Here is a 14,039-nt window from a genome sequence, read left to right on the forward strand (position 1 = left end):
CAGTGCTGTCTAACTAATTAGTACTTGTCGACTTCCTTGCCGGCAATATCTCCGGTGGTTTCGTATTCAGCAAGCTGCGCGATACGACGAACGTGACGTTCATCACCTGGGAACGGCTCAGCAATGAAGGTGTCAATGAAGCCCACAGCTTCTTCGAGAGTGTGCTGACGCGCGCCGATAGAAATCACATTGGCGTTGTTGTGTTCTCGTGCCAATTGGGCAGTTGCCTGGCTCCACACGAGTGCAGCACGAATACCGGTGACCTTGTTTGCAGCAATCTGCTCACCATTACCAGAACCGCCAAAGACCACACCGAGTGACTCAACACCTGCGGCCTGATCAGCTGCCACGGCAGCTGCAGCATTGATGCAGAAGGCGGGATAGTCATCCAATGCGTCGTATTCTTTGGGTCCGTGGTCCACAACCTCATGCCCTGCTTCGGCAAGGTGGTTCTGAAGGAACTGGCTGAATTCGAGGCCGGCGTGGTCTGTGGCGATGTGAATGCGCATTCTTTGATTTTAGGGGCGCGTGGACCGGGTTAGGCTCTTTACTAAACCGCTGGAAGGAATAAACGTGTCCGGAGAAAACCTCACCCGCCTCGAAGCCATTGAACGAGCGCAGAACATCGCCGTTCACAGCTATGCCGTGGATCTAGATCTCTTGCGTGGAGCAGAAGTTTTTGGCGCGACGACGAGCGTGAACTTCTCCGCAACAGCCGGATATTCCACCTTCATTGATGCAATAACCTCCAGCGTGCACAGCGTTACGTTGAACGGTGTTGAGCTCGACCCCGCACAGGTTTCCGATGGCACACGTATTCAACTGGAGAACCTGCAGGCAGAGAACACTCTGACGGTTGTGGCAGAAGCCAAGTACACGAACACCGGCGAGGGTCTGCACCGCTTTGTCGACCCCGTCGATGGTGAGGTGTACCTCTACACCCAGTTCGAGGTTCCAGACTCTCGTCGCATGTTTGCTGTTTTCGAACAGCCAGACCTCAAGGCAACATTCCAGTTCACGGTAACCGCCCCAGAAAAGTGGGAAGTCACCAGCAACCAGCCCACACCTGCTCCGGTGAAGCACGGCAACGGTTCAGCAACATGGAACTTTGAACCCACTCCTCGCATTTCCAGCTACATCACCGCGCTGGTTGCTGGCCCTTATGACGTAGTTCGCAGTGAGCTCACCAGTGCCGATGGCCGCGTGATTCCTTTGGGTGTGTTCTGCAGAAAGTCCCTGTCTGAATACATGGATGCGGACTATGTCTTTGACAAGACCCGACAAGGCTTCGAATACTTCGAATCGAAGTTCGACTACGCCTATCCCTTCGATAAGTACGACCAGCTCTTTGTTCCCGAATTCAACGCAGGAGCAATGGAAAACGCTGGTTGTGTGACCTTCACCGAGGCCTACGTCTTCCGCTCCAAAGTCACCGATGCCATCCGTGAACGTCGTGTTGTCACCATCCTGCACGAGCTTGCCCACATGTGGTTTGGTGACCTGGTCACGATGCGTTGGTGGAATGACCTGTGGCTTAACGAAAGTTTTGCTGAATACGCCTCAACCCTGGCAACAGCGGAAGCCACCGAGTGGCACGAAGCATGGACCACATTCGCTGTCATGGAGAAGAGCTGGGCATATCGTCAAGATCAGCTCCCTTCCACCCACCCCATCGTGGCCGATATTCCAGATCTAGATGCTGTGCGTGTGAACTTTGATGGCATCACCTATGCCAAGGGTGGTTCTGTTCTGAAACAACTTGGTGCATGGGTCGGACAGGAGCAGTTCCTTGCCGGGGTGGGTCAGTACTTCAAAAAGCACGCCTACGGAAACACCGAGCTCAAGGATCTCCTGGTTGAACTCGAAGCAACCTCAGGCCGCGATCTGACCACCTGGTCCAAACTCTGGTTAGAAACCGCGGGTGTGAACACTCTGCGTCCTGCACTGTCCACTGATGCAGATGGCACCATCACGGCGTTCTCTATTGAACAGAGTGCCCCTGCAGAGTGGCCCACCATTCGCCCCCACCGCATGGCGATTGGTTTCTATAACCTCAAGAACAACAAACTTGTGCGCGATCACCGGGTTGAACTCGATGTTGATGGCACCAGTACTGACGTTTCTGAGCTGATTGGACTCACCCGTCCAGATTTGATTCTCATCAACGATGACGATCTTGCCTATGCCAAGATTCGACTCGATGAAGCCTCACTCCGAGTTGCTATCGCCAACCTCAAGGACATTGAAGACCCGCTGGCTCGTTCTCTGGTGTGGGGTTCGGTGTGGGATTCGACTCGTGATGCCGAAACCGCAGGTCGTGATTTCATCGACCTAGTTTTGGGAAACATTGCCACCGAAACCGAGTCGACTGTTGTGCGCACCGTGCTCGGACAGCTCCTGCTCGTTGCATCCAGCTATGTTGACCCTGCAACTCGCGATGCTCAGACCGTACGAGTGGCAGATGCACTCTGGACTCTGGCTAACAATGCAGAAGCCGGTAGCGACAACCAGTTCCAGTTCTTGCGTAGCTTTGCTGCTCTCGCCTCTACTCAGGAGCACCTCACTCACGTGAAAGAACTGCGTGACGGAAAAATCTCCCTGGGCGGTCTCGACATCGACACTGACCTCGGCTGGGAACTTCTCATTTCTCTCGCCGCAGGCGGCCAAGCTACCGAGGCAGATATCGATGGCTACCTCGCCGAAGACAACACTGCCACCGGAGCACAGTCTGCTGCCCACGCGAAGGCAGCACTGCCTTCACTGGCACAGAAGCAAACGGCATGGAACTCGGTCTGGGTCGAAGATGACAAGCCCAACCTCATCGTTCGAGCAACCGGTCTGGGCTTCAACAAGGCACAAGACTTGGCCGTTCTTGAACCCTTCGTCGCTCAGTACTTTGACTCTATTGAGAAGATCTGGGCCAACCGCAGCTATGCCATCGCTGAAGAACTTGTCGAAAGCTACTACCCCGCACCACTAGCTAACGAAGCACTGGCACAGGCAACTCGCGACTACCTGGCGAAGAACAACCCACCAGCCCCACTTCGACGTTTGATCGTAGAAAACCTGGCGGGCACTGAGCGCACGCTCGCAGCCCAGGCTCGCGACAAGCAAGGATAAAACTATGGACTCATTTTGGGCTTGGGCATCTACGGTTTATCACGCCGCTGAAATCCCTTTCAACATTGTCGTGATCGTCCTCATTGCGGTCATTTTGCGAAGCATTCTGCTCGCAGTGAGTGACCGTGTCATCAAGCGTTTAGTCTCAGACGCTAGAAAAAAGAATGGTGGCACGTCTGACCACACTGGCCCTGTGGGCGTTCCTGCAACCGTGGTGGCAAGCCGTCAGGTGCAGCGCACAAAGACGATGGGTACGGTATTCCACAACTTCATCACCTGGTCAATTGTCTGCATTTCTGCAATCCAGATTTTGCAGGTGCTCGGTGTCTCTGTCACCGCCATTGTGGCAACAGCAGGTATCGGAACAGCAGCACTAGGTTTTGGTGCACAAAACATTGTCAAAGACGTACTCAACGGTATGTTCATGGTGTTCGAAGACCAGCTGGGTGTCGGCGATAACGTCGACCTCGGTCTTGCCGTAGGCAAAGTGGAATCTGTTGGCCTGCGCATCACCACGTTGCGCGGTGAAGAAGGCACTATTTGGTTTGTGCGCAACGGTGAAATTGTTCGTGTGGGAAACAAGTCCTATGGCGATCCCAAGCGCATCGCGGCTAAAACCAAGAAGCCAACCTCGGCACAGAAAGCATGAGCGAGGAACTTCTCTCCTTCTATGACGAAGTAGGCGGTGAGCCGGTCTTCGCCAAGCTTGCGCACGAGTTTTACAAAGGTGTTGCTAAGGATTCAGTGCTCAAGCCGATGTATCCGGAAGAAGACCTGGGTCCTGCCGAAGAGCGCTTGAAGCTGTTTCTCGAGCAGTACTGGGGCGGCCCCTCAACCTACAGCGACACCCGCGGTCACCCACGTCTGCGCATGAGACACATGCCCTACAAAATCAATCCAGATGCTCGTGACCGCTGGCTAGGCCACATGGAGCATGCGGTAGACACACTCCACCTCCCACCACTCCAGCGCGAAACTCTGCTCGAATACCTCGAGCGCGCTGCTTATGCCATGACGAATACGTTCGAGGACTAACTGGTGTGGGCAAACATTCTCGCCTTTAGCGCGACCGCCTTTTTCATCACCATCATCCCTGGCCAGGCTGTGGCCATGGTGCTGCGTCAGACCATCGTCTCTGGGCCCACAGCTGCCAGATTGTCTGTTCTGGGAAACAGCACTGGTCTGCTGATCTGGAGTAGTGCGAGTGCTCTTGGCCTGGCGGCTCTCTTTCGAGCATCTCCCTTAGCTTTCGAAGTTCTCAAATGGCTTGGTGTTGCATATCTGACATTCATTGCAATGCAAACGCTGTGGTCTTTACGCAATCCCACAGATGAGTTCGAACTGCGCGGAAACACTGCAGTGAACTACGCAAAGGCCTATCGACTGGGATTGATCACGAATTTGACCAACCCCAAGGCTGTAGTAGTTGCAATTGCACTACTGCCCCAATTTGTTCCCGCCACAGTTCCTATTGGAGTGGGGACTCTGATTTTTGGTGCCATCTGGACTGTGATTTCCGGTGGCAGTTACATGATCATGACGATCATCATTCACCGCACGACATCTCTGCTGACCACAGCCAAAGCTCGGCGCACACTCACGGTCATTTCTGGCATTGGAATCTTGGTGTTGGCACTTGGTGTCGCATTAAGCCCCAGCCACTAGAAACAATCTTTTAAAGCTACTTCACCAAGATGTGACCGCGAGCGGTCGCAATTCTCTTCCAGGCACCTGACTGGGTCACCTGAGCTATTCCGGTGTCGAAGAAACCTAAGCCAAAACCGGCAAATGCCACACCTGCAGGTACTGTTTCGTTCTGTTCTGTGCCTTGAACGTTCAGTGCTCTGCGCCAGACTTCTTCACGAACTTTTGTCACAATATTCGTTCCCAAGCCGTTAGCTTGAGCTACTTCTTCAATACCGGCCTTGGCTGTGAGTTGGAGCTCTATTTCAAGCATCGTTCCCACCGGTGACCAGTGTGTTCGGGGCGGCGCTACCCCTGTCCAAGCAATACCTGCCTGCCCCACAGGCAACGGGATTGTCATTGAGTCATGAGCCAATCGATCAAGCATGGCGCGAACCTGCACAACCATGTCCAGAGAGTGAGTTTCCACCCGTTCGAAGATGCGCAAACCCAAGACGGTGGGGGCAACATCGAGCAATCCTTGCGGAGTCAACACGGCAACATAAGCCGCCAGAGCATTCCCTGCACCGACAAGCCAGACGTGTTCACAACCGAGCCGCTCTGCTCGTTCTAGGAAGGTCTTCAGGTCCGCACTGTCGTGCTCACTGGCCAGGGTCACTATGTTTGTCATCTCGCAACCTAAACTAGCGAATGTAAGTCAACTCCGGGCGCTCAAGGAAATTATGCATTCAGAACATATGCACGAAAACATCGAGGCACTTCTCGAAACCTTGCACCTGACTGCCGAACCTGCGGTCAATGGTGAGGACCGTTTTTCTGCCCCTAGCCAGTTCATGCCCCACGGTCGGGTCTATGGCGGACAAGTCCTTGCTCAGTCACTTATTGCCGCAACAAAAACACTCACCGATGACCGCCCCGTGCACTCGCTGCACGGCTATTTTCTGCGGGCTGGTGACATTACGAAGCCCATCGACTTCTCCGTTGACCGCATTCATGACGGTCGTTCATTCTCCACCCGCAGAACACAGGCCTATCAAGATGGTGTCCCCATCTTTTCGATGATTGCGTCGTTTCAAACAGAAGATCCAGGTCTGGATCACCAGATTGAGATGCCCACAGACATTCCTGATCCTGAATCCCTCCCAACTGTTGGTGAACTGTTAGGTCCCATTGACCACCCCGTGGCACAGTATTGGGCGAATCAACGCCCCTTTGACCTACGGCACGTGGAATCGCCTATTTACATGAGCGTTGAGGGGCCCCACGTTGCCCATCAAGCCGTGTGGATGAAGGCGCTGTCCCCACTTCCCGATGACCCCACTTTGCACCGTGCTGCCCTGGCCTACGCCAGCGACTACACAATCTTGGAACCGATATTCCGTCGCCACGGAATTCCTTGGGTCCAGCCCGGTCGTAAGACTGCGAGCTTGGACCACGCGATGTGGTTCCATCGCTCAGGGCGGGTGGATGAATGGATGCTCTACGTTCAGGAATCTCCCAGCGCCCAGGGCGGACGAGGTTTATCCTTTGGACGTATCTATTCTCGAGAAGGAATTCTTCTTGCTTCCGTTGCCCAAGAGGGCATGGTTCGTGTACCCGGATTGGATAAGTAATGGCCGCACGCAATCTCACCCCACGGTTCACTCGTCGTGAAGTTATTGGCTTGAGTGCAGTCGGAGCTGCCGGTGTTGCCATTGCACTGACCGGCTGCTCTACCGAAGCTCAAGCTGGCGGCGCAGGTGGTGTCTTGAAGTCAGGTCTCGAGATCGGCCCACTCTCCGATGTTCCTGTTGGCGGTGGTCGTAACTTCGAGGTTCAAGGAACCAAGCTGGTTGTCACACAACCATCTGAGGGTGAGGTCCACGCTTTCAGCGCCATCTGCACCCACGAAGGCTGTGTAGTGGGCTGCCGAGACAAAATCATTAAGTGCGACTGCCACCAGGCAACCTTTGATAACACCACAGGCGAAGTCACCGGCGGCCCTGCAGATGGTGCCCTCCAGAATTACCCCGTGGTGGTTACTGACGGAGTTATTTACACCGCTTAGGAACGTCGCTTAAACGCGATCCCTTCACCCGTATACGGAGCAATAGCTTCGCGCTCAATCTCGGTGAGGCGGCGAGGCTTGGTTGTCTTTGCATCGACAAGCACAATCGTGGTGGTTGCCCGCGCATAAAGCTGTTGAGGATTCTCGGCTGTTGCAGTTTGTGTGGGTGAGTAAATCTCGTAACACACATCAAGACTTGCTCCACCAACGTGCCCCAACCACATCTGCAGATCCAACGGTTCACGCATGTAGGGAATAGGTGCGAGGTATTCAATCTCTTGGTGTGCAATCAGTGTGAAGGTGTCAGCCGTAGGCCCACCTTCCAGGATGCGCGTAGCCAGGTGATCATCACCATGACCAGAATCCCCCGCCCAGAAAGCATGAATACGTGCTTCTTCGAGCAAGCCAAACATGGCCGCGTTGTTCACATGCCCATAGGCATCCAGATCGGACCAACGGATACTGGTGGGGATGTGTAAACGCATGTTCAGTCCTAGTCGCGAGTGAGTTTGCGGTAGGTGCTGCTGTGTGGCTTGGCCGCATCAGCACCGAGGCGCTCGATCTTGTTAGCTTCGTAGGACTCGAAGTTACCCTCGAACCAGTGCCAGTAGCTGGGGTTCTCTTCTGTGCCTTCGTAGGCCAGGATGTGGGTTGCGATGCGGTCGAGGAACCAACGGTCGTGGGTAATGACCACAGCACATCCTGGGAACTCGAGCAGAGCATTCTCGAGGCTTCCGAGAGTTTCCACGTCCAAGTCGTTGGTGGGCTCATCGAGAAGCAACAGGTTTCCACCCTGTTTGAGGGTCAGCGCCAGGTTAAGACGGTTACGCTCACCACCGGAGAGCACCCCTGCCTTCTTCTGCTGGTCTGGACCCTTAAAACCAAAGGTGGAGACATAGGCACGGCTGGGGATTTCAACGTTTCCAACCTGGATAAAGTCCAGACCATCGGAAACAACTTCCCAGAGGTTGAGGTTGGGGTCAATACCGCCACGGCTCTGGTCAACATAGGAAATCTTGACGGTATCACCAATCTTCACTTCACCGCCGTCGGGCTCTTCCAGACCAACGATGGTCTTGAACAGGGTGGACTTACCAGCACCGTTCGGGCCAATGATTCCAACGATTCCGTTGCGAGGCAACGAGAAGGAGAGTCCGTCAATCAAGGTGCGATCTCCAAAGCCCTTCTTGAGGTTCTTAACCTCTAGAACGACAGCTCCCAAACGAGGACCTGCAGGAATCACAATTTCTTCGAAGTCCAGTTTGCGAGTCTTCTCTGCCTCGGCAGCCATCTCTTCATAACGAGCAAGACGTGCCTTAGATTTTGCCTGACGACCCTTGGCGTTGGAGCGCACCCAGTCGAGCTCTTCGCTCAAACGCTTCGCCAGCTTGGCATCCTTCTTACCCTGCACTTCAAGACGCTCGCGCTTCTTTTCGAGGTAGGTGGAGTAGTTGCCTTCGTAGGGGTAGAGGTGACCACGGTCTACTTCTGCAATCCATTCAGCAACGTGGTCGAGGAAGTAACGGTCGTGGGTAACAGCCAATACGGCACCGGGATACTTGGCCAGGTGCTGCTCAAGCCAGAGCACTGACTCTGCATCCAAGTGGTTAGTGGGCTCATCCAAGAGCAACAGGTCAGGCTTTTGAAGCAACAGCTTGCACAGTGCAACACGGCGCTTTTCACCACCGGAGAGCTTGTCTACAGGCCAATCTCCAGGTGGGCAGCGCAAGGCATCCATGGCCTGCTCAAGCTGTGAATCGAGGTCCCAGCCATTTGCTGCGTCGATTTCTTCCTGCAGGGTTCCCATCTCAGCAAGAAGGGTGTCGAAGTCTGCATCGGGTTCACCCATGGCGGCAGAAATCTCGTTGAAGCGAGTGATCTTGCCCATGATCTCGCCCACACCATCTTGAACGTTCTGCAAAACAGTCTTGTTCTCATCGAGCTCAGGTTCCTGCATGAGGATGCCCACAGAGTAACCAGGGCTGAGCTTTGCTTCACCGTTAGAGGGAGTGTCCAAACCTGCCATGATCTTCAAAATGGTGGACTTACCAGCACCGTTGGGTCCGACGACACCAATCTTTGCGCCAGGGAAGAACGACATAGTGACGTCATCGAGAATGAGCTTGTCGCCCACTGCCTTGCGGGCACGAACCATGGAATAAATGAACTCAGCCATAGCTCAATTCTAGGTGTTAGCCCAGGCTCTGAACTTCCGTTCCCAATAGACATCCACCACTGGCCAGCACAGGCATAACACGAGAGATAACTTTGGGCGCCACAGGACCAAATTGCCCCACTAAACACTCTCCCCCGAATTGCACAGCAACCTCAGAAGTGTCAGCAGCTAAGCCAGCTGCAGTTTGAGAGAAGGTGAATTGAACGGTTGCTGGGTCGAAACCTGCTGCACCAACTGCCTGAGCAATTGCATACGAGTCAGCTGCAGGATCCGCAGTGAGCGTCTTTTCAATAACCCAAGTGAAGTAATACAGGTTGTCCTTGGCACTGGCCTCAGGCAAAAAGACAGGATCCTTGGTGGGCTTGGGCATTGCCGAAGCAGTCTTCGTTGATGTGGAGTGGGAGCTCGAAGTTCCAGAACACCCGGTCAGCGCTAGGGTCCCAACCAAAGCGAGGGCAGTAACGACTGTACGAGTGCGCACCACTTTCCCTTTCTCGCCAACACAGAACGCCCCCAAGTCTAAAGGGGGCGTTCTGTGTTTTTGCTCCATGAGAGCACTCTGATGCTAGGCGGCTACTTTCTTGCGAGCCTTTGCAGCTAGAGGCATATCTTCCTCATCGCCGTCTTTATCGGGAATTCCGCCCCAGTCATCCTCTGCTACGACAACTTCCGATGAGGAGGAATTGCGAGTGTAGGTCGAGATTCCCCAGCACAGGTCATGGCCGAGAGTCTCTGCTTCAACCTCAACGGTGGTTCCTGAGCGGTCCGTGTTTTCCCAATCGCGAATGCGCAGTTTGCCAGAGACAATAACTCGATCGCCCTTGGAGATCGAAGTTGCCGCATTGTCTGCAAGTGCACGGAAGCTTGAGACGGTGTACCAATTGGTTTCACCATCAACCCAGCGGTTGGCGCCGCGATCGAAGCGACGCTGGCTAGATGCCAGACGGAAGCTTGTGATTGCGAGACCTTCAGTTGTGGTGAGGTGACGAGGCGTGGTGGCAACCAAGCCGGTGAGTGTGATGCTGTCCGTCATGATGACGTCCCTTCGTTCGTGAATACGTGAACGAAGAATGCATCAGTGCACCCTAGTCATAGGTGAAACCTCTGAAGTATGTAGAAAACTCAGCAGAAGTGGCTGCTGTGCAGAAGTAGAACCTAGTCGCGAATGTAGCTGGCGAATGAGGCCCGAACCTTATTCACCTTGGGAACAGCAACAGCTAGGCAATATCCCTGACCAGGGTTACGAGCAAAGAAGTTCTGGTGATATTCCTCAGCATCATAGAAAACTCCCAGAGGTTCCAGGGTGGTCACTAATCCCCCACCCCAGTACTGGTTGGCACGATCAATGGAAGCCTGGAACAGTTCTTTCTGTTCCTCACCCTGGTAGAACATGGCAGAACGGTACTGGGTACCAATGTCATTGCCTTGGCGGTTGAGTTGACGTGGGTCGTGCAGCGTGAAGAACACATCCAGAATCACAGCTGCGGGAATAACAGCCTCATCAAAGACAACCTTGACGGCTTCAGCATGCTCGGTGGTACCCGTGCAGACCTCTTCATAGGTGGGGTTTTCTTTCACACCACCGGTATAACCGGCAACAACGTCAGAAACACCGTTCAGGGTGCGATACACCGCATCCAAGCACCAGAAACAGCCACCAGCTACTACGAAAGTTGTCATGGCTCTAGCGTAGACAATTTCTGCTGAAGAAAAGCTGACCCTTAACTCGTTAGATTAGAAACGATATGGGTTACATCATTGGCTTCCTTGCCGCGCTCTTGTTTGGTTCAAACGGAAGCGTGGTCAAACTCGTGCTCTCTGAAGGTGTCACAGCCGCCCAGATGACCTTTTTCCGCGCCACAGCAACCATGGTTATTGCTGGCTTGGTACTGCTCTTCACAGATCGCTCAGCCTTCAAAATCAGTTTCAAGCGCCTTCTTGCCATGGCAGCACTAGGTGTTTTTGGCGTGGCCATGTTGCAGTGGTTCTATGCCCTCGCCATTGAGCGCATCCCCGTAGGAATTGCCCTGCTGTTTGAATACCTTGCCGTGCTTGCAGTTGCTGTCATTGCCCGTTTCGTATTCAAGGAACAGGTTCGTGCACGATTGTGGGTTGCCATTGTTCTGGTGCTGATCGGCCTCGGTGTCGTCGCTGAGATGTGGAACAGCAGCGTGGATCCAGTCGGCATGATCTTTGCCCTCATTGCCGCAGTCTCCTACACGATTTACTTTCTCATTGGTGAGCAAGCGCTCAAAGGAATGAATGTGTTGGCAATGACCTTCTGGTCTATGTTGTTTGCTTCCCTGTTCTGGGCATTCTTCAGCGGCTGGCAGAACATGGACTATTCAGTCTTTAGCCACAGCATCTCGTTGAGTGGCTCACTAGCTGCCGTGTTTGTGCCGCTGTGGATGCCTTTCTTATGGACCATCACCATGGGCTCTTTTATTGCGTTCTATCTCTCGTTCAAGTCACTGAGTCTGTTGAGCGCAACCTCTGCCGGAATTATCGCTTCCTCTGAAGTCATCTTCGCTTTCATCGTGGCATGGCTGTGGCTGGGCGAGTCCTTGAGCTTCATTCAGATTCTGGGTGCACTGATCGTCACCGCAGGAATCGTGCTGGCACAGACTGCGCGAGGTGGCAAGGTCATCGACCTTGACCTCGCAACTTCCACTGCATCATTGCCAGTAGTTCATAAGAAGAACTAAAGCTGAATCTCCAGCACCTGAGGAATTGAACTCTCCAGAAAGCTGTGAGGAAAAGTCCCCTCATGGTTAATAAGGGCTTCGAGACCTTTAGGTGAAATCATCACAGTTTTTTGTGGACGCGAAAGCAAGAAACCTGATTCCAGCAATACATCCAGGAATGGGATGAGCTTCGCCTGAGCACGCTCCACAAGTTCAGAAGAGGACGAGTCGTCAATGATGCCGAGTTCTTCAGCAACCATCTTTGCTGCCGTGTTGCGATGAACTACTTCGCCATCATGGAGGACATACAGATACGTGTGTGTGATCTTGCCCATTACTTCCAGCGTTTCGTTATCCATGTGTTCAACCCTAGTGAAGAGAAAGTGGCAGTGTTTTTTGACCAGTAAACTTGAGTCTTAGCCCTCCGTAGCTCAGTGGATAGAGCAAGAGCCTTCTAATCTCTTGGTCGCAGGTTCGATTCCTGCCGGGGGGACCAATAGTCTCCACCGCAGGTTCGTCTAGACTCAGGTTTTAGACACAAACTCGAGGGAGGGCGACATGTCGAAGTTATTCAAGATCGTTATCGGAACTTCCCTCGTCCTGCTCGCGCTCTCCTCTGTGATGACAGTGCTAGGTTCATTCCTCGGAACAACCCCTTCAGCGAATGTCATCTCTGGCCCCATGGGGCAACAAGGAATTCAGGGACCTGCCGGAACTTCGGGCACAAATGGGACACAAGGACCTGCTGGAGAACCTGGCGCAACAGGTGCTACCGGATCAACGGGCGCTACCGGAGCCCCTGGTTCTACCGGCGCAACGGGAGAAACAGGGGCCACCGGAGCTACAGGGGCTACTGGCCCTCAAGGAGAAACGGGACCAGCCGGGCCAACAGGAGCAACAGGTGCCACCGGAGCTACAGGCGCAACCGGAGCCTCTGGCTTGAACTGGTTGGGTGTCTGGAATTCGGGCACTTCATATGTTGCCAATGATGCTGTCTCCTACAACAGCTCTTCCTGGTTCGCTGTGACGAATACTCCCGCTGGTGAGGCTCCCAGTGTTATCTCCACATATTGGGTGCCTCTTGCGCTCCAGGGCGCTACCGGACCGATGGGGCCAACCGGCCTGATTAGTGCGACAGCGCCGCTGATTTACAGCTCTGGCTCTCAAAGTCTTTCCATTGATCTTGATGCATTTAGCCACTTAGGAAATCTGGATTACCTCCAGTTCAACACCGCTTCTTCAGCAACTGATGCCCCCGGACGCCTTGTCTGGAACGATGCAGATGGAACGTTGAACTTACAAGGCAAGAACGCGGGTATTACTTTTCAGCTAGGACAGGAGAATGCCCAGCTGGTTGAAAACATCAGTGGATCACAAATCAACGACGGAAAAGTAGTTCGCATCACGGGCGCAAACGACCACATGAGTGTTTCGGTTGCCGATAGCTCTACCGCTGCTGGAGCCACAGCAGTGATGGGCATTGCAACACAAAATATCGCCAATCTTGGCCAGGGTTACGTCACCACTTATGGAGTGGTTCACAACTACAACACGTCAGGAATGACTGCGGGTAGTCCTGTTTATCTGGGTAATTCTGGAAACTTGACGACGACATGGCCAGCTAACGGAATTGTGATTCAGCTTGGCTATGTCTTGATTGGCAACTCCACTCAAGGAGCAATCTACGTCGAGCCACAGCAAGTACTAACTCCTCCCATTGGGGGTACCTGCTACGTGCCAGGCCAAACCGGCGCTGGAGTCTACGAGTGGTACAACGTTGGCGGTCGACGTTTTGTTATTGTCTGTAATCTCCCCTAATTCGAGGTCATTATGAAAATCACAGATCAGCTCGCAGATAATGAAATTTCATTGAAGATGCTGCGTTACAAAATAGCCAGCTTTGGTGTTTTCATCAGTGCCGTGTTTTTGCTCATCGTGGCAACCTTCCCTTCCTTTTTTATCTTTGACCCTGCCCTGATTGACAACAGTGTTCGTCTCGTTATTTTGCTCTTGAGTACTATCGCGTGGCTCTCTATCGCGTTGGGACCAGTGATTGTTTTTAGCTTGCTTGCCTCGGGCAAGAAGCCTGCAATCCATGCACTTCCTTTCATCGCATTGTCATGGCCAATCATGATCCTGGTCAATCACCTTGAGCTGTGGATCAGTACCGGAAATGCCTACATGTCGTATCTTGTTGAATTTCCTGTCTTTGCTATTACGGATATTTTGACGCCCGCTATTTTGATTGTATTTTGGCTGGAATATCGCATTGAAAACCACCATCTTTTTAACAGGCTCGCCGCGAAGTAAAACGGCTCTATTCCCTAGAACTATTTGGAACCAAACAGTTAGTATCGAAGCATCACCA

General features: G+C 53.3%; 17 protein-coding genes and 1 tRNA gene. 10 read left to right on the top strand and 8 right to left on the bottom strand.

Annotated elements, in window-relative coordinates; translation table 11 throughout:
• Positions 1 to 17: 17 nt before the first annotated feature.
• Positions 18 to 509, bottom strand: a complete 492-nt coding sequence (locus M2120_RS02790) for a ribose-5-phosphate isomerase (RefSeq protein ID WP_280797200.1) — start codon at positions 507 to 509, stop codon at positions 18 to 20.
• A 64-nt stretch (positions 510 to 573) separates the two neighbouring features.
• On the opposite strand from M2120_RS02790, the gene pepN reads away from it, so the two are divergent.
• Genes pepN through M2120_RS02810 form a run of 4 tightly spaced genes read left to right on the top strand, consistent with a single transcriptional unit; the run spans position 574 to position 4,785 of the window.
• Positions 574 to 3,120, top strand: a complete 2,547-nt coding sequence (gene pepN / locus M2120_RS02795) for an aminopeptidase N (RefSeq protein WP_280797201.1) — start codon at positions 574 to 576, stop codon at positions 3,118 to 3,120.
• Between the two features lie 4 nt (positions 3,121 to 3,124).
• On the top strand, positions 3,125 to 3,769 hold the full coding sequence (locus M2120_RS02800) for a mechanosensitive ion channel family protein (protein WP_280797202.1): 645 nt from the start codon (positions 3,125 to 3,127) through the stop codon (positions 3,767 to 3,769).
• Positions 3,766 to 4,155 (top strand): globin, encoded by a 390-nt coding sequence (locus tag M2120_RS02805; RefSeq protein WP_280797203.1) that lies wholly within the window; start codon positions 3,766 to 3,768, stop codon positions 4,153 to 4,155. The genes M2120_RS02800 and M2120_RS02805 overlap by 4 nt, the downstream gene beginning before the upstream one ends.
• Before the next feature lie 3 nt (positions 4,156 to 4,158).
• A complete protein-coding gene (locus M2120_RS02810) occupies positions 4,159 to 4,785 on the top strand; it encodes a LysE family translocator (protein ID WP_280797204.1) in 627 nt (208 codons plus the stop codon).
• A gap of 16 nt (positions 4,786 to 4,801) precedes the next feature.
• On the opposite strand, the gene M2120_RS02815 is transcribed toward M2120_RS02810, so the two are convergent.
• Entirely contained in the window at positions 4,802 to 5,434 is a 633-nt protein-coding gene (locus M2120_RS02815; protein WP_280797205.1) for a hypothetical protein, read from the bottom strand.
• Between the two features lie 67 nt (positions 5,435 to 5,501).
• Between M2120_RS02815 and M2120_RS02820 the strand changes: the two genes are divergently transcribed.
• Both M2120_RS02820 and M2120_RS02825 read left to right on the top strand, forming a co-directional pair.
• Positions 5,502 to 6,377, top strand: a complete 876-nt coding sequence (locus M2120_RS02820; RefSeq protein ID WP_280797206.1) for an acyl-CoA thioesterase — start codon at positions 5,502 to 5,504, stop codon at positions 6,375 to 6,377.
• Positions 6,377 to 6,811, top strand: a complete 435-nt coding sequence (locus M2120_RS02825) for a Rieske (2Fe-2S) protein (RefSeq protein ID WP_280797207.1) — start codon at positions 6,377 to 6,379, stop codon at positions 6,809 to 6,811. The genes M2120_RS02820 and M2120_RS02825 overlap by 1 nt, the downstream gene beginning before the upstream one ends.
• On the opposite strand, the gene M2120_RS02830 is transcribed toward M2120_RS02825, so the two are convergent.
• From M2120_RS02830 to msrA, 5 genes are all read right to left on the bottom strand, one after another.
• Positions 6,808 to 7,296 carry an acyl-CoA thioesterase gene (locus tag M2120_RS02830; RefSeq protein WP_280797208.1) on the bottom strand — a complete coding sequence of 163 codons (489 nt, stop codon included), beginning with the start codon at positions 7,294 to 7,296 and terminating at the stop codon, positions 6,808 to 6,810. The genes M2120_RS02825 and M2120_RS02830 overlap by 4 nt on opposite strands.
• Before the next feature lie 8 nt (positions 7,297 to 7,304).
• Positions 7,305 to 8,987, bottom strand: a complete 1,683-nt coding sequence (gene ettA, locus M2120_RS02835) for an energy-dependent translational throttle protein EttA (RefSeq protein WP_280797209.1) — start codon at positions 8,985 to 8,987, stop codon at positions 7,305 to 7,307.
• 16 nt (positions 8,988 to 9,003) lie between these two features.
• The gene (locus M2120_RS02840; protein WP_280797210.1) at positions 9,004 to 9,468 is read right to left on the bottom strand and encodes a DUF6993 domain-containing protein; all 465 of its coding nucleotides are present in this window, start codon (positions 9,466 to 9,468) and stop codon (positions 9,004 to 9,006) included.
• Positions 9,469 to 9,552: 84 nt separating this feature from the next.
• Positions 9,553 to 10,020 (bottom strand): single-stranded DNA-binding protein, encoded by a 468-nt coding sequence (gene ssb, locus M2120_RS02845; RefSeq protein ID WP_280797211.1) that lies wholly within the window; start codon positions 10,018 to 10,020, stop codon positions 9,553 to 9,555.
• Between the two features lie 122 nt (positions 10,021 to 10,142).
• On the bottom strand, positions 10,143 to 10,667 hold the full coding sequence (msrA, locus tag M2120_RS02850) for a peptide-methionine (S)-S-oxide reductase MsrA (RefSeq protein ID WP_280797212.1): 525 nt from the start codon (positions 10,665 to 10,667) through the stop codon (positions 10,143 to 10,145).
• Positions 10,668 to 10,732: 65 nt separating this feature from the next.
• Between msrA and M2120_RS02855 the strand changes: the two genes are divergently transcribed.
• The gene (locus M2120_RS02855; RefSeq protein WP_280797213.1) at positions 10,733 to 11,692 is read left to right on the top strand and encodes an EamA family transporter; all 960 of its coding nucleotides are present in this window, start codon (positions 10,733 to 10,735) and stop codon (positions 11,690 to 11,692) included.
• On the opposite strand, the gene M2120_RS02860 is transcribed toward M2120_RS02855, so the two are convergent.
• The gene (locus tag M2120_RS02860) at positions 11,689 to 12,030 is read right to left on the bottom strand and encodes a hypothetical protein (protein ID WP_280797214.1); all 342 of its coding nucleotides are present in this window, start codon (positions 12,028 to 12,030) and stop codon (positions 11,689 to 11,691) included. The two genes, M2120_RS02855 and M2120_RS02860, sit on opposite strands and share 4 nt — an antisense overlap.
• A gap of 61 nt (positions 12,031 to 12,091) precedes the next feature.
• Between M2120_RS02860 and M2120_RS02865 the strand changes: the two genes are divergently transcribed.
• The 3 genes from M2120_RS02865 (at position 12,092) to M2120_RS02875 (ending at position 13,981) form a co-directional block, all read left to right on the top strand.
• Positions 12,092 to 12,167, top strand: a tRNA-Arg gene (locus M2120_RS02865).
• A 62-nt stretch (positions 12,168 to 12,229) separates the two neighbouring features.
• Positions 12,230 to 13,489: a collagen-like triple helix repeat-containing protein gene (locus tag M2120_RS02870; RefSeq protein WP_280797215.1), complete on the top strand. Its 1,260-nt coding sequence runs from the start codon at positions 12,230 to 12,232 to the stop codon at positions 13,487 to 13,489.
• A gap of 12 nt (positions 13,490 to 13,501) precedes the next feature.
• The gene (locus M2120_RS02875) at positions 13,502 to 13,981 is read left to right on the top strand and encodes a hypothetical protein (RefSeq protein ID WP_280797216.1); all 480 of its coding nucleotides are present in this window, start codon (positions 13,502 to 13,504) and stop codon (positions 13,979 to 13,981) included.
• Positions 13,982 to 14,039: the final 58 nt, after the last annotated feature.

Source organism: Aurantimicrobium minutum (assembly GCF_029893825.1).
Lineage (GTDB): Bacteria > Actinomycetota > Actinomycetes > Actinomycetales > Microbacteriaceae > Aurantimicrobium > Aurantimicrobium minutum_C.

Coding starts and splice junctions, on each gene's coding strand:
- M2120_RS02790 (WP_280797200.1), bottom strand. CDS start 509: ATGCGCATTCACATCGCCACAGACCACGCCGGCCTCGAATTCAGCCAG.
- M2120_RS02830 (WP_280797208.1), bottom strand. CDS start 7,296: ATGCGTTTACACATCCCCACCAGTATCCGTTGGTCCGATCTGGATGCC.
- M2120_RS02820 (WP_280797206.1), top strand. CDS start 5,502: ATGCACGAAAACATCGAGGCACTTCTCGAAACCTTGCACCTGACTGCC.
- M2120_RS02875 (WP_280797216.1), top strand. CDS start 13,502: ATGAAAATCACAGATCAGCTCGCAGATAATGAAATTTCATTGAAGATG.
- ssb (WP_280797211.1), bottom strand. CDS start 10,020: ATGACGGACAGCATCACACTCACCGGCTTGGTTGCCACCACGCCTCGT.
- M2120_RS02855 (WP_280797213.1), top strand. CDS start 10,733: ATGGGTTACATCATTGGCTTCCTTGCCGCGCTCTTGTTTGGTTCAAAC.
- M2120_RS02825 (WP_280797207.1), top strand. CDS start 6,377: ATGGCCGCACGCAATCTCACCCCACGGTTCACTCGTCGTGAAGTTATT.
- M2120_RS02860 (WP_280797214.1), bottom strand. CDS start 12,030: ATGGATAACGAAACGCTGGAAGTAATGGGCAAGATCACACACACGTAT.
- M2120_RS02800 (WP_280797202.1), top strand. CDS start 3,125: ATGGACTCATTTTGGGCTTGGGCATCTACGGTTTATCACGCCGCTGAA.
- M2120_RS02815 (WP_280797205.1), bottom strand. CDS start 5,434: ATGACAAACATAGTGACCCTGGCCAGTGAGCACGACAGTGCGGACCTG.
- M2120_RS02870 (WP_280797215.1), top strand. CDS start 12,230: ATGTCGAAGTTATTCAAGATCGTTATCGGAACTTCCCTCGTCCTGCTC.
- ettA (WP_280797209.1), bottom strand. CDS start 8,987: ATGGCTGAGTTCATTTATTCCATGGTTCGTGCCCGCAAGGCAGTGGGC.
- M2120_RS02805 (WP_280797203.1), top strand. CDS start 3,766: ATGAGCGAGGAACTTCTCTCCTTCTATGACGAAGTAGGCGGTGAGCCG.
- msrA (WP_280797212.1), bottom strand. CDS start 10,667: ATGACAACTTTCGTAGTAGCTGGTGGCTGTTTCTGGTGCTTGGATGCG.